Origin of the sequence: Priestia sp. J2, from assembly GCF_020790095.1 — a bacterium.
Lineage (GTDB): Bacteria > Bacillota > Bacilli > Bacillales > Bacillaceae_H > Priestia > Priestia zanthoxyli.
Map to the genome: position 1 here is coordinate 3,840,410 of NZ_CP086208.1, position 20,512 is coordinate 3,860,921.

Sequence of the window (20,512 nt, forward strand, 5' to 3'; positions counted from 1 at the left end):
AGAGTTTCTTGCCAATAAAAAAAGCCCTAGCATATAGCTAGAGCTTTTACATTTATTAAGCCGATTGCGTTACAGATTTATCGATACGCTTTGCTTCTGACTCAGCCACAATAACGGCACACGCAGCGTCTCCCGTAATATTTACAGATGTACGAAGCATATCAAGCAAGCGATCAATCCCGATAATCAATCCGATACCTGCTACAGGCAGGCCAACCGAACTCAATACCATCGCTAGCATAATGAGACCAACTCCCGGCACGCCTGCTGTACCAATACTAGCAAGCACCGCTGTTAATACAACCGTCACAAGAGCACCCAGCGACAGGTCAACGCCGTATACTTGCGCAATAAAAATAGTCGCGACACCTTGCATAATTGCTGTTCCATCCATGTTAATGGTAGCACCTAACGGCTGAACAAAACTGCTGATGGACTCCGGGACACGAAGATTTTTTTGAGCCACATTCATTGAAATCGGAAGCGTTGCACTACTGCTTGATGTACTGAATCCAACTGTCATCGCAGGAGCAAAACCTTTAAAAAATTCAATAGGGTTACGTCTGGCCATAAGAGCGACTGACCCCCCATATGTTACAATCGAATGGATGAACAGTGCGAGCACGACTACAATCATGTAAAGCCCCATCGCTTTAATTGCCTGCCAGCCTTGACTTCCAACCGCTGTTGCAAGAAGCCCAAATGTTCCGTAAGGAGCAAACTTCATCACTAGATTTACAAGGTACATCATCAATTCATTGCCTTGCTCGAGTAAATTATAAAGCCCTTTGGTTTTACTTCCAAGCATCGTAATACCAAAACCGATAAAGATAGAGAAAACGATAAGTTGAAGCATATTCCCTTCAGCCATCGCTTGGATTGGATTGACTGGAATCATATTTAAGAATGTCTCTCCAACCGGCGGTGCTTTTTCAGCTTCAAAAGAAGCGTTTTTTGTATCAAAAGATCCAAATGTTCCTGGTTTAATAACAAACGCTAATAATAAACCAATTACAATAGCAACGGTTGTTGTCACTAGGAAGTACGAAACTGTTTTTGCCCCGATTCTTCCCAGTTTTTTAGGATCTCCTAAACCTGCTACGCCTAACGTGATAGAGAAAAACACAATTGGTACAACAAGCATTTTAATTAAGCTTAAGAAAATTTGCCCAAGCGGCGTAAACAAGTACTTGTCCAGCGGAGCAAAAGCACTTGGAGCAAAAGCATTAATCAACACTCCTACAACAGCACCAGCAATTAGCGCGATAATGATCTTTGTCGATAGCTTCATAGATTTACCTCCCATAAATAAATTATATTAGAATGATTCTAACTACTATACTTATTTTACCATGCATTGAGGGTGATAACACTCAAAATATACAATATATTAAAAATTTTCAGATTAATAGTTTAGGAATATTTTTAGCTATACAAAAAACCATGAGAATATCATGGTTTCATAGACCTGTTATTCCCTCACTGAATGCTTACGGAGTTAGCTGTCGGATTCGGGTACGTGAGTTACCCTACTTGATTCATTCAAGATTCACCCCAAGTACATTACGCACAAATATGGGTCCTCCGTTCTCTTATAAAACAAAAGAGATTAAGCAAATAATTTTCTTTAATATTTTTGCATGATAATAATTGTTACTTTAATTAAAATTCATTTTATGTATTCCTGTCAAGTTTTTATTCAAAAATAATGCATGATTTTATCGTAAAAAGTTGAGAATTGTTATATTTCAAAATATTTACATCATATTTCAATAAACCAAAAACACCTATTTAACAAGACTTACAATCTAATGAATAAAAAATTAATTCAAAAAATAGTTTATAAAGTGAACTTTCTTCTCATTAATATCATTCATAAATATGTATAATTATTCTAATATCCATGTACTTTACTGCTTCCATAAATATTTTACTTATCAAAAAAAATAACTCTTTCCAACTGTTGATTTTATCCTTGTACTGCTTGATATACACTCCCTAAAATTTCACTGACTTTATTGATGCGAAGAAATCGACATTATCAATTCCCCTTATTCTACTTAATTCTGCTCAAGATAGAAGTATAGATTTCCTACTATCTTTTAAAAAGGAGCGGGTAATTATCATATAAAACTATCGGAGTTGGAGCGGTACAAGTTCTTTACTTTTTACTTATTCCCTCTCGTTATTTAACCCATAAAAAAAAGAGGCCGTGACGGCCTCTTTTTTTATACAGTAACAGGTTCAGAACTTGCTTTACGATTCTTTAATTTTTCAACAATGTCACGCGCTACCCACACACCACACGCACTTGCCTGCGCGAGTCCTCGCGTAATACCAGCTCCGTCTCCTCCCACGTATAAACCGGAAATTTCAGTTTCAAACTTATCGTTTAACTTCGGACGGGCGGAGTAAAATTTCGCTTCCACACCGTAAAACAGCGTATGTTCAGATGCTAACCCAGGCGTTACATGATCCAGTGCTTCTGTCATTTCAATTAAGCTTTTCATTGTATTGTATGGAAGCACTAAACCCAAATCACCAGGGACAGCTTCTTTTAACGTTGGTTCTAAAAAGCCTTCTTTAATTCGATTCGCTGTTGAACGGCGCCCCTTTAAAATATCTCCATACTTTTGAACAACTAAGCCTCCGTTTGACAGCATATTAGCTAATCTTGATACTTCGTGCGCATATTCGTTCGGCTGATCAAATGGATCCGAAAATTTATGAGAAACAAGCAGCGCAAAGTTCGTATTTTGACTTCCAAGCTTCGGATCTTTGTATGCGTGTCCATTTGCTAACATAATCCCTGAATGATTCTCTACTACCACATGCCCTGAAGGATTGCTGCAGAACGTTCTGACTCTTGTACCTACAGACGTATTGTAAATAAATTTCCCTTCGTACAAGTGCTTGTTGATTTCTTCCATAACAACGTTAGATGTTTCTACTCGAACACCGATGTCTACTTGATTGTTAATCATTTTCAAACGGCGTTTTTTTAGTAAGTCGCTCATCCACTTCGAGCCGTCTCGACCTGGTGAAACCACGACTTTATCAGCCGTAATTCTGTCACCATTCTTCAATTCAATACCGCGTACGATATGCTGACCATCTTCTTTTTCTGTTATTAAATCGGCTACTTCCGTTTTATACTGCATATCAATTTTTTCTTTTAAGTATTCATAAATGCTTTTTAAAATTTCTAAATTTTGCTCTGTTCCTAAATGACGCACTTGGGCACGCAATAGCTTTAATCCTGCTGCGTATCCGCGTTTTTCAATTTCACGAACTTTATCAGTTAACGGATCCGTAATCGTATCGGTTGCTCCGTGTTTTAAATTAATTTCATCCACGTATTTAATTAAATCTACCACCTGTGATTCAGACAGATAATCCGTCATCCAGCCTCCAAATTCACTGGTGATATTAAACTTTCCATCTGAATATGCGCCGGCTCCACCGAAACCATTTGTGATAGAACAAGCAGGCAAACAGCCAGCAAACTCTTTTCTGCCAACTGCAGGCGGACATTTTTCAATTTTTTTCTGAAGAATCGGACAATTACGTCGATAGATATCGTGTCCTTTATCGATTAATAAAATAGTTGCTTCCGGTAATTTTAACGTTAGCTCATAGCAAGTAAAAATTCCAGCGGGTCCTGCCCCTACCACAATAACATCATAATTTGAGTTCATTGTACATTCTCCCATCATCTTTTTTCTTTGGGTAAAAGATAAAAGTTATTGACCGAATTTTCTTTTTTATTATCATTCGGTTATTTTCTAGCCATTTGATAATATATCAAAAACAAACCCTTTAGTCAACAATATACACGAACATTAAAATAAAAAAAATAAAAAACATTCGTTTTTATTTCAACCAAATAAAAACCAGCGAACGAATAGCAAGCGCTACGAAATGTTCACTGGTTCTTTAATATACGGAAGAGCAATTTCTACTTTTGTTCCTACTCCTACTTTACTCGCAAATGAAATATGCCCTTGATGCTGTTCGATTATTCGGTAGCTAATCATTAATCCTAGCCCAGTTCCTGTTTGTTTGGTGGAATAAAATGGTTCACCTAGCCGAGCTAAAGATTGCTCATCAATTCCACATCCTTCATCCTCGATAATGACCATGCCGTATTCATTTCTTTTCTCAACGGTAACTTTAACTGTACCTTTGCTCATTGACTCAAGCGCATTTTGAATTAAATTAATAAAAACTTGTTTAAGCGCATTTTCTTCACAAAAGATTGTAATCTCATCACTAATCTCATTAATAATACGACAATTTTTATAATTGGCGTGTGTATCTAATAGTAATGTCACGTGACGTATGATTTGATTGAGACTTTTGGGGTGGTATGAATTTTCAATTTTAGGCTTGGCCAGCGTTAAAAATTCTTGAATAATGGATTCGACGCGATTCAATTCTTCAAGCATAATATCATTGTATTCTTCATTATACTGTTTCGATGCTTTTAGCAGCTGAATAAACCCTTTAATCGCCGTCATTGGATTACGGATTTCATGTGCTACTCCTGCCGCTAGCTTGCTCACCATTGTAAGCTTTTCAGATTTGCTTGCCATTTCATCATATTTTTTTCGATCCGTTACGTCGCGAATAATATACTGAATGGCATCCTGTCCTTCAAACTTAATTTTGGTTGCCGAAGATTCAATAATGACGACCCCTTTTTTAGTCAATAGTTTCACATCAACACGTGGCCTCACGGACATTCCATTCATCAGCTGAACCATTCGTTCTTTTACAATTTCTAAATGTTGGGGATGAATAAAGTGAAGCCAAGGACGCCCGATATACTCTTCTTTTTTCTCGCCGCCAAGAAGTTTAACACCAGCGGGATTCAAATATTGGATTCTGCCTTCTCTCGTTACAATAAATGCATCTTGACTTTGCTGGACAAACTGCTTATATTGCTTCATTTTCCGAATGACTTCCTCTTGCTTTTCAATACTTGAGGAAAACTCTTTCCACTGAACAACTAAGAGCGGAATATCTTCTTCCGTGCGCTGAATATGGATATGCATCGGAAACTGCTGATCTACTTTTTTCTTAAGTAAAACAACTTCTTCCTCTTGCTTTCTTAACGGTTCCACTTCATGCTTTTCAATAAAAAAGCGATTTGGCTCTTCAAATACATTACAGGAAAGAAGCCGTTCCTCCGTCGTTTTAAAAAGGTGGCAGCAAGCTTCATTTAAAATTTGAATATCGCCATCCATATTCATTACGAGCATTGGTGTAAATGACATTGAAAATAGCTGTTGAAATACTTTTTCCTTTTCCATATATTCACCTTCGCTTATTGAGTTACTAGCTATAGTATAATATGGTAAATGTTGATTTGGCAAAATTTTTTTATTATTTAAACAATTTATATGTAAGTTTGTCCTTTTCCATCTTTTATAAAAAGCTCGCACATGCGAGCAAATGAGACCTAATCAGCAAAAACAAGTGCAGCCAATGATGATTAATAAAATAAATAGTACAACAATTAATGCAAATGACTGGCCCGTTCCGCAATGATGATAACCGCCAATTGGATAGTGGCAAGTATCATATAGGTGGTGATAGCCTCCGTGATGGCATGGGTCGTAACAATCGTAGTTATACATAGCAATCTCTCCTCTTGTTTTTTTCATTTCGTACACTGTACTTTATATGCGTTAGTTGATTGTCCTGTATGTGCATTCGCCCATTTTTTACTTTCTCTTACGCCATATTCGCCTTTTGGGCTGCAGCGTATACGAAAACAACAAAAGTAAAATACTGCCCATCACCAGTAGCGTAGTAAAATCTTTCATAAACTCAATAATGACCCCTATATACGGGAGATGGTATGCGTAGCTTCCAATCACTTTAAAAGAAGCAGGCAAAGAATTTCTTTGAGCTGTAACCAGTACATCAGGGTCTTGATTATGGGCCAGTACAAGTTCATTCTTTGAAGAAGATGATTCGTCTCTAAAGACAACTATATCTCCGCGATGCAGGTGGTGATAATCCGTTTCTTGAACGGTCACGGTGAAACCAAATAGGCTTGGAACTGTACTAACAAATAAAAATGTAAAGCAAATTGCATAAAGAACAAGTACATATCGAAACGCAGAAAAAATACATTTATTGATCATAGGTAATCAGCTCAATTCGCTCGGTTACTTTATTTAGCGCGGGGGTAATGTGATTAAATGAAGTAGAGCGCTCTGTAAATTGAATTAAAAGTAGCAGCAGTAAAAAACTTAACATGATTAACCGTAGCATCCGAGCATAAAAATCACGCATGCTCTCACTCCTTTTTTCTATACTAAATTCGGTCGTACAATAAGCCTTCAGTCAATAATTTGATTCAGTATATGCACATAGAGGGCGTTTGGCTCATTGTTTCTTCTTGGAGGTCTCGGGAGTGATCAGTGATCGGCATAAATTATGAGTTTTAGCATATGTTTGGTTACGTATGGAAATGTTTTTATACTCCGACAATAAGGGAGCTGAACATATGGCTAATTATTCCTTTGATCAATATATTAAAAAAGCAATGAAATACGATTTTCTAGCTAACTACTATAAGTATAGTGATCCATCTAAGCATATTCATTATTATCAAAAGCATTTGTACTATATCCAGCAGGCCATCTTAACTTCTTCTGAAAATACGAATTTACGCGTAAATCCGCCGCAAATTCGTATACTTCACGCTTCTCCAGATTCTCCATCTGTAGATATTTATATTAACAACAAACGAGTGATTCGCAACTTAACTTATAAACAAGAAACAGATTATATTGAATTACAAGAACCTGGAAGATACACAATTTCTATTTATCCCGCTGGAGAAACGGGAAGACCTGTTTTAACGGAATCATTTACATTTGAAGGAAACCAAAATTACACGGTAGCGGCGGTAGATGAGCTAAACAAGCTTGATTTATTATTTATCTATGACAATACGGATGTACCAAGTGGAGAAACGAAGCTTCGGTTTGTGCACCTTTCTCCTGATGCTCCTGCTGTGGATATTGCGGCTAGAGGTGGAGACGTCATTTTTTCTGGCGTGCAGTTTAAAGAAGTCACAAAATATTTGCCTTTATCCCCCATGCATGTTCAACTTAGTGTGCGCATAGCAGGAACCAAAAATGTAGTACTCGAAATCCCAGCACTGAACCTTCGCCCGAATCGAACATATACGGTATATGCCGTCGGATTTGCTAAAAACCGTCCTGCATTAGAAGCGCTGATTTCCCAAGACCGTTAACAAAAAAAACCTTCCAAATTGGAAGGTTTTTTTATTCACTGCGCGAAATTAAACGTACGCGAATATCATCATTTTTTAAATCAAACTTTTGTACTTTTACAGCAAAATCACTCTCTAACTTCATCTGCTGTAACGCTACGTATACTGATTCATTCTTTGGATCGATTGTTACCCATTCTGGTAGCGCAAAATTATTATTTACGTATCGAAGCACTGTGCGGACAGGCAGCTGCAGCTTTCCAACAGAAAGTGACTGCTGTTCAAGCACAATATCTCCATTTTTTTGTACGATCGGATCAAATGTCATTCGAATATTAATATCATCGCCGAATACTTGAATCGTTCCGTCTACTCTTACTACATCGGTAAGAGTAATTTTGTAGTTAAGCGGCTGATTCTTAAATTCTTTTTTTAAATATTTATCAATCAGTACATTTAAGTCCGCTTTTTTAGCCAAAATAGTTAGTTCTGCGTCTCCTTCTACTTTTTCAGAGGGAGTTGGATTGACCTTGTCAACCGGTTGAAAAATAAACGCAATAATAAGGATAGCCCCTAGAACATTAATCCCTAATAACGCGATAAATAGGGTTTTCCACTTCTTCATATAACAATCTCCTTACTCGTTCCCACTCTCTTTCGTGTTTTTCTCTTTTTCATCAGATGTAACTTCTTCTGCTGTTTCCTTTTTCTGGTCTCCAACGAGAGGATCTTCTTCCTCCATTGATTTACTAATGCGCTCAGCCATTAGTTTGTACCCTTTTTTATTAGGGTGAAACTCGTCTTTCCCTAATAAATTTACGTCAGAATCATAAAAAATATCATCAATTTTTACATAACTTACATTATCATATTGAGAAGCAATTTTCTCGCTTGCCGCATTCCATTCATTAATAACGACATTAATTTCTTTCACATCACTTAACGATTTAAAGAATGGATTATAAAAACCGATTAAATAAATATGGGCATTAGGATTAAGCTTACGTATGCGTGAAAACACGTCATTTAGACGTTTTTCATATTTTGACTGCTGTGATTCAAACGTCTTAATTGAGATATTGTAAAAGTAATCCCTTACCACTTTCATCACGTCATTGCCGCCAATTGTCAAGAAAACGATGTCTGCTCTTGATACTTCAGCTGCTACTCCCGGCTGATTTAACCTTGCTAATAGCTGATCCGTCCGGTTTCCTCTTTTGCCTAGATTCTCTGTTCGTACATTTTGCACTTCATTTTGTTTAGAAAGGTATTTAGTTAAGTATGGTACATAACCGCCTTTTTTAGACTCATCTCCTACTCCTTCAGTTAATGAGTCGCCAATGGCTACAATATCTAAATCTACAGGAAAAAAGCCTTTCGGAATATGCTTTTTAGGTGTTAAATCCACTTCTTTCTGAACGGCTTCTTCTTTATTGTCCGTTGGCAAAAAAGTCGTCGTCGAACAGCTCGCTAACACCACCGCACTCATACTGCTTATCACTATACTTTTCCATTTTCTCATCATAACACCTACTAACTATGCTGTATTCTCGCTGTCACAAGCAATACTGCTTACCGCTCTGAATAACTATATCTTTATATCTTATCATACTATGTCAAGTTGATATTTTACTACGTTTCTTATATATAGTATATGTAAAAAAAAGGATAAGCATGTTTCTTTCATAAAAATATCCGCTCACACATCGCTGTAAAGATAGCTGTGTTTGGCGGATAGATTTGACGATTTTATAGCTCTTACTGAAGGGTTTTAATATCTTTTATCATATCATCATAAGGAGGATCAGTCACTCCCTGATAAGATTTTTGAACCACTCCATCTTTGTCAATTAGAAAAAAATACGTACCGTGAATAACCTGCGGATCTTCTTGCGGCTTTTTCACAATCATCTTAAATTGATCCAGCGCAAACTTTTCAATTTCCGCTTGTTTATAGCCCGTTAAGAAATCCCAATTCGAAAAATCAGCGCCAAATTTAGTCGCATAGTCCTTCATTTTCTGAGGAGTGTCCACTTCAGGGTCTACGCTAAATGAAACAAAGCGAACGTCCAGGCCTTCATCCTTAGCCATTTTTTGTAATTTAGCCATATGAGCCGTCATTGGGGGACATACGGTTTCGCAGCTTGTGAAGATAAAGTTAGCTACCCAAACGTTCCCTTTCAGCTGACTTAGCCCTACTTTCTTTTGATCTTGGTTAACATAAGAAAAAGAGTCCATCTTCCAATTAAGCGGATTTTCTATTTTGGAACCACAGGCTGTTAACATCATGTAACTAATAAGCAGTAAAAAAAACAATTTATAAGACCAGCTTTTCATATGTTCCTCCTGCACGGTTAAAGTTTAGTCATAGCTAGGGAAAATCAAGATAAACGTTGAACCTTTTCCTGGTATGCTTTCCACTTCAATTCTTCCATTCATTTGTTCCACCAGTTGATAAGAAACCATCAGACCAATCCCTGTTCCTTTTTCTTTTAAAGAATAAAACGCTGTTCCTAGCCGGTTCACTTGTTCACTGGTCATGCCTATACCAGTATCTTCAATTTGAATATGTACATGCCCTTCTCGCTTGTAAAGCCCCACTCGAAGCGTTCCCCCAGCTCTCATGGCTTCAATTCCATTTTTCATAATATTAAGCAGAACTTGATTCAATTCGTTTCGGCTGCCGCAAACATACATCTCTTCTTTTGCGTCTAATTCTATGAGTATATTGTTTGTTAATAAAGCATAAGAAGATAATAAATCTACTAAGCTTGTAATACACTCCAAGCAGTTAATAAAACGATGCTGGTGAACATCCGGCTTGGCTAACGATAAATAGTCATGAATAATCGCTTCTGCTCTGTCCATTTCATTAATCATAAGATGAATGTAACTTAATTCAGTGTTTGAAAGCTTTGTGTTATCTTGAAACAGCTGCAAAAACCCTTTTACCACCGTCATAGGATTTCGAATTTCATGCGCTACAGAAGCAGCTAATTGGCCAATTGCATTCATTTTCTCCGCTCGCTGCAATTCCTTTTGCATCCTCGTTTTTTCCATAATAACTTCCAATTCATCAATCGCTTTGGTAATTCCGTCTTTTGTATGACTGAGATCTGTTTCTACATTCAGGTGTTCTTTTGTTACTGACACTTGATGAAAAAGCTGCTGCAGCCGCTCGGTCATTTCATTAAATCTTGTGTGTACATTCCCTAACTCAGAATCATCTTCGTGTGTCAGCTTCACATCAAATTTCCCTTGACTCACCGCTTGAATTCCTTCTATTAATTCCCCAAGGGGCGACATTAATCGCCTTAGTCCCCAGTCTTGAATCACAATAATGAAGGTAAACAGAAGCGTAAACGCAACGACCAAAGACACAATTAAACGTTTTTGATAGATATAGATAGCGCTTGCATCTACATCTACACCAAGAATAGCCACAACTTTTCCAGAGCTGTTTGTAATAGGCGATAAAACGGTTATCCACGTCCCGAATTCGTCTTTGTATGTAGATGTTACGATATTTTTCTTTTTTCGTTCTGCTTCCTTAAATGATTTGTAAAATTCTTCTCCCCCATAATAAATCATGGACGGCTCTAGCGATTGCTTAATTTTCTTATTCGCTGTTACGATAATCTTATTTCCATGCGATTTGAATTTTTCGGTCGTCATAATATATCCCTGCAAGTACGACGGATGCAATTCATAAATCTTTCTGAACTGCTTTTCTAGCTCGTCTTTTTCAGGAATCGGCCCGTTCCTTGAATCCACTGCTGCTATTACGTCTTGTTTAGATAAAGACTCCCTCCATAAATCGGCCATAATTAACACATGCTGCGTTAACGTCTCTTTCGCCATTTTTTTTTGAACTTGATAGCTAATGGCTAAAGAAATGACTCCAAGGGCAACTACAATTAAAGTAGAAAATAAAACCGTTTTGTTAAACACACTCAAATTTCGAATATATTTTTTCATCGGTATACTCCGGATTCAAAAGAATAGTAACCAGCACAGCATTCGCTGGTAGAAAGTTGATTCTATTATATCACACGTTCGTCCACTTCTCTTTCTCCTTTTTCCAAAAAAGAGAAAGCCAAAAAAGTGACTTGCAAAAAGCAACTCACTTTATTCAGCAAAATACATAAAACCAATTGCACCAATACCCGTATGCGTCGAGATAATAGGCGTCGTATCTTCAATCGAAAATTGCGTATAGCCTCTTGCCTTCACGATTGATTCTTTTAGCTTAGAAGCGAGCCCAAGTCCATCTGCATGTACAAGCCCTACTCCTTTAATACTTTTTCCTTCTGTATGCTCTTCGAACTGCTTCGTTAAAAACTTAACAATTTGAGAATGACTGCGCACTTTAGCAACAGGAGTATATACTCCGTCAGCTAGGGAAGCAATTGGCTTAATATTTAAAAGAGAACCGATTAGCCCTTTTCCACGTCCAATACGTCCACCTTTAACCAAATTTTCAAGCGTATCGACTACGACAAAAAGATTCGTATTTTGACGCACCTCTTCCAAGCGCGCGACAATTTCTTCTACCGTATGCCCCTCTTCAATCATTTTCACCGCTTCAAAGACTTGAAACGAAAGAGCTTTTGTAATGTACATAGAATCGACAACGGTGATATTTCCTTCTACCATTTGAGCCGCGCTTTCAGCTGCTCGAACGGTTCCGCTCATTCCTCCAGTCATATGAATGGAAATGACGTCATACCCTTCACTCACTAATCGTTCATATACTTCAACAAAAGAACCAATAGCCGGCTGAGAGCTTTTTGGTAATTCTTTTGAATTTTTCATTTTTTCAATAAAATCTGTCGGCGTTAATTCCACGCGATCCAAATATGTTTCATTATCAATATTAATACATAAAGGTATCATCTCAATACCGTATTTTTCAGCTTCTTCCAACGTTAAATCAATTGTTGAATCCGTTACCACTTTAATTTTCGACATGTGTTCACCCCTATAAGATGCATTGCAGACTAGTATAACATGAACGCTTACAACAATATAGTTATAATAGAATGCAAGTTTTGCTAATTCGTAAAATGCATGTTCAACCTTTTAGATCAACAAAAAAAGTTGACTCTGCTGAAATATTCAGAAAAGTCAACTTTTACGTTTATGCATTATGCTTTAATACATGAGACTTAAAGAGCTGTTCGTAATCTTTCCATTTCAGCACGCGTTTTAAATATTCTTGAAACGAGTAGGTTTGCTTCGGAACTGATTCGTTCGTGATTTGTCTAATAAATAAATCAAGTTTTGCAGATAACATGAACCGAAACGTGCTATTTTCCTCTAAAACTGGAATTTCAGTAATTTTTACTTTTTGACCACTGACATGTTTAAATTCAAGGCTTTTTAATAGCAAGGCGATCAACCCTCTTTTTACCCGTTTATTTTATTATAATGCTTGAGGTACTTTCTGTCTTGATAAAATAAAAAGAAAACACAAATATTTTTTAAAATAAAAATGCTTCATCAACTTATTCGACAGTTGATGAAGCATTCCTTTTTAAAACGACCTTCTATTTAAATAAATAAGTGAAACAAGTTGCTTTCTTTATTAATTTCTGTGTAAGGAAATCCTTTTTTATCCATACGATTAATTAGTGGATAATAATCTTCTTTATGCTTAAGCTCGATTCCCACAAGTGCAGGCCCGCTGTCTTTGTTATTCTTTTTCGTATACTCAAAGCGCGAAATATCGTCTGTCGGTCCAAGCACTTCGTCTAAAAATTCACGAAGAGCTCCTGCGCGCTGAGGGAAGTTAACGATAAAATAATGCTGTAATCCTTCATAAATCATCGAACGTTCTTTGATTTCTTGCATACGTCCAATGTCATTGTTGCCTCCGCTGATGACGCAAACAACCGTTTTTCCTTTAATTTGCTCACGGTATGAGTCAAGAGCAGCAATCGAAAGAGCTCCTGCTGGTTCTGCTACAATCGCATTTTCATTGTATAGAGATAAAATGGTTGTGCAAACCTTGCCTTCAGGAACAACTACAATATCGTCCACAAGCTCTTTACTGATGTCATACGGAAGCGTTCCAACTGTTTTAACAGCCGCTCCGTCTACAAATGGATCGATTGCCGGTAGCGTCACTACATTTCCATTTGCTAAAGATGTCTGCATACCAGGCGCGCCTGCTGGTTCTACCCCAATCACAGCTGTTTGAGGCGAGATGCTTTTTACGTATGTGCCGACACCGGAAATTAATCCGCCCCCGCCGATACCCGCAAATACGTAGTCAATTTCATCTTCACAGTCATTGAACATTTCAACGGCTACTGTACCCTGTCCTGCAATAACGTCTACATCATTAAATGGATGAATAAATGTTCGATGCTCCTCTTCACTGCATGCAATAGCTTGTTCATAAGAATCATCAAACGTATCTCCGATTAGTACGACCTTTACGTTATCTTTGCCTAGAAATTTCACTTGATTAATTTTTTGGCGTGGCGTTGTGCTCGGCATAAAGATTTTACCATCGATATTTAAATGACGGCACGCATATGCTACACCTTGTGCGTGGTTTCCTGCACTTGCACAGGCAATTCCATTTTCTAATTCTTCTGGGGATAACTTTTTGATTCGATTGTACGCACCGCGGATTTTAAATGAGCGCACCACCTGTAAATCCTCACGTTTTAAATAAATATTACATTCATATCGTTCAGACAAAACGTCATTACGCTGTAGTGGTGTATGCACAACAACATCTTTAATCAATTGATTTGCAATCATGATGTCCTCTAAATGTACGTGTTTTGTTCGATTATCTACTTGTTGTTTCATAACCAACTTCCTTCCTCTTCTACCATTATTAATTTGTACATTATATCACATAAAATTTAGAAAAATCATTATTTTTCATTAATAATGACTAAAAAAACTTTTCTAACTATTTTACTGTCCACATACTTTACATATGTTTAGCAAACGCTAAATAGACTTACAAAATTGCCCATACTTTCTACATGCAGCTGATGCTATAACAGGTATAAATTAAGAAAGGTTGTGGAATAAATGGAGTTTTCACTTCAAAGTTATGAAAGTGCCATTCCGTGCGAAGTAGTTGCAGATGAAGAAAACGGTAGATATATGCTTCGCAAAGCAGATACAAGCGGAGAAGTTTTTAATACACCAAGCGAGCTGATTCAATGGATTGAAGCAAACTGGAGCGCTGAACAGTTTGTTAGCACAGCCGCTTTTCACGAAATGATGAAGCAATTAAAATCAATATAAAAAGAGATTGAGACATAACGAAATAGACCCCACCTAAAGACGTCTAATATGAATCGGTTTTTACACCGCAGTTGATTTCCGTGCAAGACTTCGCTTTCCGCGGGCGGTGAGCCTCCTCATTGCTTCCGCTCCCGCCTGAGTCTTCGCCTTGCCCTCCAATCAACTGCTAAAAGCACCTACAGACATGAAACCTACGTTCACCATCACAAAGAAAGATCCGAACGATGAATCGTTCGGATCTTTCTTCAACTACCATACTTTTGTCCCAGACTCGCATTTTTTTAATAAGGGAAATCAGCTTCGCTCGTATACGGTAAAATAATACGTGTAGGGATTTTTTTCATCTTTAATTCCTTGCTGCTTCGAAATAACTTTCCATTCGCTCAAATCAATCGCAGGAAAATGTGTATCGCCGTCAAAAGATTCTTCAATATGCGTAATATAAAGTCGGTTTGCAACGTCTAATGTTTGCTCATACAGAGTAGCTCCACCAATCACAAAGAGCTCGTCTTCTTTTTCAGCATCTAATGCTTCTAGTTCCTCAACTGAATGAATAACGGTTGCTCCTTCTTGCTGATAATCTTTTTGACGCGTAAGAACCACATTTTCGCGATTAGGGAGCGGTCGTCCAATTGATTCAAATGTTTTTCTTCCCATTACAATCGTATGACTCGTTGTGATGCGCTTGAAATACTTTAAATCTTCCGGAAGACGCCATGGCAAATCATTCTCTTTACCGATCAGCCTATTTTGATCCATTGCGACAATGAGGGAAATCATACGCTCACAGCTCCTTTAATGTGAGGATGCGCATTATAATCTACTAATTCAAAGTCTTCAAATTTAAAGTCAAAAATTGATTTTACGTCTGGATTGATTTTCATTTTTGGTAATGCATGAGGCTCGCGCGTCAACTGCAGGTTTACTTGTTCGATGTGATTGCTGTAGATATGCGCATCACCAAACGTATGAACAAAATCACCTGGCTCTAAATCACACACTTGTGCCACCATCATTGTAAGCAGCGCATATGAAGCTATATTAAACGGTACGCCTAGGAAAATATCAGCTGAGCGCTGATACAATTGACAAGACAATTTGCCGTCCGCTACATAAAACTGAAATAAGCAGTGACAAGGCGGCAAAGCCATATTGTCTACATCAGATACATTCCAGGCGCTTACCATTAAGCGGCGCGAATCAGGATTGTTTTTGATTTGATTAATAACATTTGTAATTTGATCAATTTTTTCGCCGTCCGGCGTTGGCCATGAACGCCACTGATGACCATATACAGGGCCAAGCTCGCCGTTTTCATCCGCCCATTCATTCCAAATGCGCACGCCGTTATCTTGTAAATACTTAACGTTTGTATCTCCTTGTAAAAACCAAAGCAGTTCATGAATAATTGATTTCAAATGAAGTTTTTTTGTCGTTAATACCGGGAAACCTTCTTGTAAATTAAAACGCATTTGATAGCCAAATGTGCTAATTGTACCTGTTCCTGTCCGATCTTCTTTTTTTGTTCCATTTGCTAACACATGCTCGCAAAGTTCAAGATATTGTTTCACTTCCGACACTTCCTTTATTAAAAAGTCCTTTTCTATTGTATAAGTGTTCACGGGCTAAGTAAACAACTAAATCTCAGCTCATATAGAAAAGTTCTTTATCATGTAGGTACGCGATTTCCCCGAAAAAAAACGAGAATGAGACCTAATGAAACCTACGTTTACCATGACCATAAAAAAATCCGAACGAATTTCATTCTCTCTCAAGAATCTCGATTCATCGTTCGGATCTTCCTTCGGCTAAACTACTTTTTAACAGCTTAGTCTTTGTTAATTAAATACAATTGTGCGGTTTTCATGCACTAAAATGCGGTCTTCTAAGTGCCATTTCACAGCGCGTGCAAGCACCGTACGTTCAATTAAGCGGCCTTTTTTCTTTAAGTCATCCGCATCATCACGGTGATTCACGCGTTCAATATCTTGTTCAATAATTGGTCCTTCATCCAAGTCGTCCGTTACATAGTGAGACGTAGCACCAATTAATTTTACGCCTCGTTGATATGCACGTTCATATGGACGTGCTCCAATGAATGCCGGTAAGAATGAATGGTGAATATTAATAATGCGATACGGATTTTCAGCCACAAAGGTCGGCGTTAAAATTTGCATATAACGCGCTAAAATAATTACATCAATATCATAATCTTTTAATACTTGAAGCTGTTTTGCTTCTGCTTCTTGACGAATGTCTTTTGTCGCTGGTATATGCTTAAATGGAATGCCAAACGATTCAACTACTTCGCGCGCATCTTCGTGATTGCTTACAACGACAGCGATGTCTGTCATCAAGTCTCCGCTTTCCCACGCCCACAGCAGCTCTAGCAGACAGTGAGGCTCTTTTGACACAAAAATAGCTGTTTTTTTCAAATTATGAGCATATGTAAACTGCCAGTTCATCGAAAATGTATCGGCAATCTTTTTGAAGCTTTCTTCTAGCTTTACTTCTTTAGCTAATAAATCCTCACATTCAAATTCGAAACGGATAAAAAACATGCCGCCTTCATGGTTTGTTGAATGTTGACTTGATTCTACAATATTTGCACCGTGCTCATGTAAAAACGTAGACACAGCGGCTACAATACCCGGTTTGTCCGGACAGCTAATTAGCAGCCGACCTCGGTTTTTATATTTCTCTTTATATGAAGTTAAATGTTTTTGAATATGCGATTTCATGTAATTCCCTCTCTTTTTTTAAATATACAGACAATTGTACCATTATCCTTGTAGCGATGCGACATTGAAATAAGGCTTTGACAAAAGAAAGCCGAAACGTTTGCTTCGGCTTGCGTATTTGTTGTTCTACCATCTACTCCATCAAATCGTTCATTCACTGATCTTTACGTTCTACACATACATAAAATGAGTGTTTCCTAAAGTGCTGCAGCTCATCCCCTTCGCTTCCTGCTTTTGAATTAACCATAAAAAGCCGCTGGCACAACACCAGCGGCTTTTCCTTATTATTGCACGGCTTTTTCACTAACTTCATGCAAGGCATTCCTCACCGTACCATATTCGCTTGCGTGAGGACGATCTCCGTCATCTTCGTATCCGTAATCAAACATTCGATTTCGATTTAACGTTAATTTCGTAATGGTTGGACGTAATAAATCAAACAGTTCAAATCGTTTTTTCAAATGTGGAAATGATGCTTGATAATGCAAGATTTCTGCTCGTACACTTTTCCAAAAGTCCTCTTCTTCTACACCTTCATGCTCTTCTAAGATGCTTGCTAAATAGCGGAAGTGACAAACAAATAACCCTGTTAAAATAAACTGCGTCAATCCTTCCGGCTCTTCGCTGCGCAGCACTTCTTTTAATTCAAAAGATAGCTGCTGCAGTTCTTCAAACGGCTGATCGCTAATATTCACGTCGTCTACAAAATCCTTCATAATAATTCGAACGGGCTTGTTGTTTTTAAGAACCAGTACCGTATTTTGACCGTGCGGGGAAAATACAGTGCCGTATTGATACAAGTAATGAAGTAGCGGCGGCAACACAGCGCTGGTTAGCGCATCAATCCACTCGTTAGGAGTTAAGCCTGACTTTTCAATATATGACGAAACTAAAGCTTTCCCTTTACTGTCAACATGTAAAAGCGCAGCTAGCGTAATCGCATGCTCTCCTTCTTCTAGCTCTTGATAAATGCTTTCACGCCAAACGACTCCAAGCATCTCTAGATACTGATAAGGCGCATTTTTAATAGAAGCGAACGTCGGCTGAGTTATGTTTAACGTAGCCACTTCACCTAAAAGTCCTACTTTGCACGTATCTTTTAAAAACGCATCGCGATCTCGTATGCCTTTAATGTGCTGAGTGACTTGAGGTGCAATGACCGTCCGCTCACTTGGAAGCCCTCTGTATACAAGGGTATTTAATATACTCATGGGAAGCTTTACATGATATTTATCTCGATTTGTTGTATTCACAAATGTCCGAATCGACTGCTGAGGAAAGTATTGATCTTCACCTTCTCCTAACGGAACAATTAAATCATTTGCAATGTATTCAGCGAATAAAGGAACAATTACGTTCATCCACTGCCATTCATGAACGGGAATATAATAATAGTCCGCTTTCGAAAGGCCTTGGCTTGTTAATTCTTTTTCAAATTCAGCTAGCCTCTCACCGCTTAGCTCCTGCTTCATAACATCATCAAAGCCGAGGGTATCCAACGAATGAAATGAAGCAATTTGCTTCTCTACAGCAATCCATGAAAGCTGAATTTCTTGTTTTTGCTCAGGCGCAAACCGAAGATAGTCATCATAACCAAACCCAATGCGCCCTTTATTATACGTAATCCAAGGATGTCCCGTCATTTCACCTTCTAGCTCTGCGTAATCCATATCTGCTAATTCATCAGCTGATTTTCGATTTTGTAAATGCAAATCTGCTATTAATGTATGAAAATATTCTTTTGCTAAGTGACCTGCGGTTGAGCTAGACATTCCTTTGTCTTCAGATAGGCTAATTAACAGCTGCAAGGCCTCCGAAAATGTAGGGGTTGACGTTTTAGATGTCAACTTAATACTTTCTGGTAGTACAGAAAAACTGTCAAACAATCGTTGTTTCGCTTGATATGTATACGTAACGCCCCGGTGATCTTCCCATCGATACGTGGCAAGCGCACCCTGCTTTTGCAGCTGTTTTGGCTCAATAATATTTTCATACATAAATTCCTGCAGCATTTTAGCTAAAAGCTGTCGATTTGCTTTTTCCCATGATTGCTTATTAAATACGGAAAGATTCGTTTCTTTGATTTTCATCCTTCATTCTCCTTTACTTGTCTTAGAATAGGGATTGTTTTATTACGCAGCGGCATTACAGCGCTAGCAGCTAGCAAAGCAGCTGCTCCCGCTACTAAAGGAAATGCCAAATCCACTTTGCTGATTTCTAATGCTACAATCGGTGCAATCAGCAGAGCGATATTTTGAACAGCAATAAGCCAGCTGTAATAGTAAGCAGCCGCTTCTTTACTTTTTCGAAATAAATAGATATCCAGTATAACCATGCTGAGATAAAACCCGGCTCCATATAAAATTCGGCTGATAATAAACACGCTGAGATGATCAGCATATGCCTGCAAACACAGCACCAAAACACTAGCACCCGTTATGCCATAAAAAAGCGGTATAACGTTGCCGTTCAATAGTTTGGTAGGTACCGTAAGCTTTAAGACAATCGCCATAATACTCGGCATCGCATACAGCAAAGCGCTGCCTTGACTGCTCATGCCATATGTTTCATGTGTAAACAATGTAAAATAAGGGCGAATGACATTGTGCCCAAGGTAAAAAAAGAAAATCGCCAGCAAATAAAAAAAGATGGGCTCGTTTATGCTTTGAATGGATGGCGTTTTTTCTGCTTTTAAAGGTAATGCTTTTCTTGTTAAGAGCCATACGGCCAGTACCATATCAATTAAAGCAAAGTATTGATATACGTTAAGCGGCATTTCCCATGCAATAACCGTACTTCCAAACAAGCTAGCGACAATAATCGCCGTATGAACAATAAATACATACGTTGTTGCAGCACTTGCCTTTTTCTGTCCTTTTTTCATGCCGCCTACTAAATAGGGGTACAAAAGATATAAACTGCTTTGAAATAGGAGCAGCACTAAGGAAGTAGCTAAAAATCCATAAAAAGTAGAAACTTCGCTCAAAATGACTTTAATTAAGGCCGTCATTAAAAGTGACGTTACAACTACATATTTTACGTTCCATTTCTTAAACAGCATTCCCCATAAAGGTGTCATAACAATGACCACAATCCGGCAGCAAATAATGAAAAAAGACGTCATCGCCACTCCATCTACATGAAATGCATGTGTAAAATACTGTGGATAAAATGGTGATAATAATACTTCTGACGTCATGGTCATAAACAAGCAGATAAAAACAAAGCGCGGAGAAATCAT

General features: G+C 37.9%; 20 protein-coding genes and 1 riboswitch. Of the genes, 2 read left to right on the forward strand and 18 right to left on the reverse strand.

Features of this window, described 5'->3' with window-relative positions; translation table 11 throughout:
• Positions 1-55: 55 nt before the first annotated feature.
• The 6 genes from LJY09_RS19945 to LJY09_RS19970 form a co-directional block, all read right to left on the reverse strand.
• Positions 56-1,291: a dicarboxylate/amino acid:cation symporter gene (locus LJY09_RS19945; RefSeq protein ID WP_057242995.1), complete on the reverse strand. Its 1,236-nt coding sequence runs from the start codon at positions 1,289-1,291 to the stop codon at positions 56-58.
• A gap of 180 nt (positions 1,292-1,471) precedes the next feature.
• A riboswitch (cyclic di-AMP (ydaO/yuaA leader) is annotated at positions 1,472-1,626 on the reverse strand.
• A 602-nt stretch (positions 1,627-2,228) separates the two neighbouring features.
• The gene (locus LJY09_RS19950; RefSeq protein WP_028415122.1) at positions 2,229-3,698 is read right to left on the reverse strand and encodes an NAD(P)/FAD-dependent oxidoreductase; all 1,470 of its coding nucleotides are present in this window, start codon (positions 3,696-3,698) and stop codon (positions 2,229-2,231) included.
• 216 nt (positions 3,699-3,914) lie between these two features.
• Entirely contained in the window at positions 3,915-5,315 is a 1,401-nt protein-coding gene (locus LJY09_RS19955; protein ID WP_228307411.1) for an ATP-binding protein, read from the reverse strand.
• 153 nt (positions 5,316-5,468) lie between these two features.
• Positions 5,469-5,642 carry a YjcZ family sporulation protein gene (locus LJY09_RS19960; protein ID WP_080518349.1) on the reverse strand — a complete coding sequence of 58 codons (174 nt, stop codon included), beginning with the start codon at positions 5,640-5,642 and terminating at the stop codon, positions 5,469-5,471.
• Positions 5,643-5,729: 87 nt separating this feature from the next.
• Entirely contained in the window at positions 5,730-6,155 is a 426-nt protein-coding gene (locus LJY09_RS19965) for a hypothetical protein (protein ID WP_176551729.1), read from the reverse strand.
• Positions 6,145-6,306, reverse strand: coding sequence for a hypothetical protein (locus LJY09_RS19970; RefSeq protein WP_165573653.1), 162 nt, complete (start codon positions 6,304-6,306; stop codon positions 6,145-6,147). The genes LJY09_RS19965 and LJY09_RS19970 overlap by 11 nt, the downstream gene beginning before the upstream one ends.
• Positions 6,307-6,520: 214 nt before the next feature.
• Between LJY09_RS19970 and LJY09_RS19975 the strand changes: the two genes are divergently transcribed.
• Entirely contained in the window at positions 6,521-7,276 is a 756-nt protein-coding gene (locus LJY09_RS19975; RefSeq protein WP_014458542.1) for a DUF4397 domain-containing protein, read from the forward strand.
• A gap of 31 nt (positions 7,277-7,307) precedes the next feature.
• Here LJY09_RS19975 and LJY09_RS19980 read toward each other — a convergent pair whose 3' ends face one another.
• From LJY09_RS19980 to ilvA, 7 genes are all read right to left on the reverse strand, one after another.
• Positions 7,308-7,880 carry a YpmS family protein gene (locus LJY09_RS19980; protein WP_028415126.1) on the reverse strand — a complete coding sequence of 191 codons (573 nt, stop codon included), beginning with the start codon at positions 7,878-7,880 and terminating at the stop codon, positions 7,308-7,310.
• 12 nt (positions 7,881-7,892) lie between these two features.
• On the reverse strand, positions 7,893-8,777 hold the full coding sequence (locus tag LJY09_RS19985) for an SGNH/GDSL hydrolase family protein (protein ID WP_014458541.1): 885 nt from the start codon (positions 8,775-8,777) through the stop codon (positions 7,893-7,895).
• Between the two features lie 236 nt (positions 8,778-9,013).
• Complete coding sequence (locus LJY09_RS19990) at positions 9,014-9,592, reverse strand: SCO family protein (protein WP_098999603.1); 579 nt, start codon at positions 9,590-9,592, stop codon at positions 9,014-9,016.
• Positions 9,593-9,616: 24 nt separating this feature from the next.
• Positions 9,617-11,233 (reverse strand): ATP-binding protein, encoded by a 1,617-nt coding sequence (locus LJY09_RS19995; protein WP_098999602.1) that lies wholly within the window; start codon positions 11,231-11,233, stop codon positions 9,617-9,619.
• A 150-nt stretch (positions 11,234-11,383) separates the two neighbouring features.
• Positions 11,384-12,226: a DegV family protein gene (locus LJY09_RS20000; RefSeq protein ID WP_028415129.1), complete on the reverse strand. Its 843-nt coding sequence runs from the start codon at positions 12,224-12,226 to the stop codon at positions 11,384-11,386.
• Positions 12,227-12,395: 169 nt separating this feature from the next.
• Positions 12,396-12,647, reverse strand: coding sequence for a YpmP family protein (locus LJY09_RS20005; protein ID WP_013058743.1), 252 nt, complete (start codon positions 12,645-12,647; stop codon positions 12,396-12,398).
• Positions 12,648-12,808: 161 nt separating this feature from the next.
• A complete protein-coding gene (gene ilvA / locus LJY09_RS20010; RefSeq protein ID WP_013084697.1) occupies positions 12,809-14,080 on the reverse strand; it encodes a threonine ammonia-lyase IlvA in 1,272 nt (423 codons plus the stop codon).
• Between the two features lie 231 nt (positions 14,081-14,311).
• On the opposite strand from ilvA, the gene LJY09_RS20015 reads away from it, so the two are divergent.
• Positions 14,312-14,530, forward strand: a complete 219-nt coding sequence (locus LJY09_RS20015; RefSeq protein WP_028415130.1) for a hypothetical protein — start codon at positions 14,312-14,314, stop codon at positions 14,528-14,530.
• A 294-nt stretch (positions 14,531-14,824) separates the two neighbouring features.
• On the opposite strand, the gene LJY09_RS20020 is transcribed toward LJY09_RS20015, so the two are convergent.
• The 5 genes from LJY09_RS20020 to LJY09_RS20040 all read right to left on the reverse strand — a co-directional run bounded on the left by LJY09_RS20020 (position 14,825) and on the right by LJY09_RS20040 (position 20,512).
• Positions 14,825-15,310: a dihydrofolate reductase gene (locus tag LJY09_RS20020; RefSeq protein WP_028415131.1), complete on the reverse strand. Its 486-nt coding sequence runs from the start codon at positions 15,308-15,310 to the stop codon at positions 14,825-14,827.
• Positions 15,307-16,101: a thymidylate synthase gene (locus LJY09_RS20025; RefSeq protein ID WP_013058746.1), complete on the reverse strand. Its 795-nt coding sequence runs from the start codon at positions 16,099-16,101 to the stop codon at positions 15,307-15,309. Before LJY09_RS20025 ends, LJY09_RS20020 begins: the two co-directional genes overlap by 4 nt.
• Positions 16,102-16,368: 267 nt before the next feature.
• Positions 16,369-17,271 (reverse strand): formyltetrahydrofolate deformylase, encoded by a 903-nt coding sequence (purU, locus tag LJY09_RS20030; RefSeq protein WP_028415133.1) that lies wholly within the window; start codon positions 17,269-17,271, stop codon positions 16,369-16,371.
• Between the two features lie 284 nt (positions 17,272-17,555).
• Complete coding sequence (locus tag LJY09_RS20035; RefSeq protein ID WP_228307412.1) at positions 17,556-19,361, reverse strand: IucA/IucC family protein; 1,806 nt, start codon at positions 19,359-19,361, stop codon at positions 17,556-17,558.
• Entirely contained in the window at positions 19,358-20,512 is a 1,155-nt protein-coding gene (locus LJY09_RS20040; RefSeq protein ID WP_154989772.1) for an MFS transporter, read from the reverse strand. Before LJY09_RS20040 ends, LJY09_RS20035 begins: the two co-directional genes overlap by 4 nt.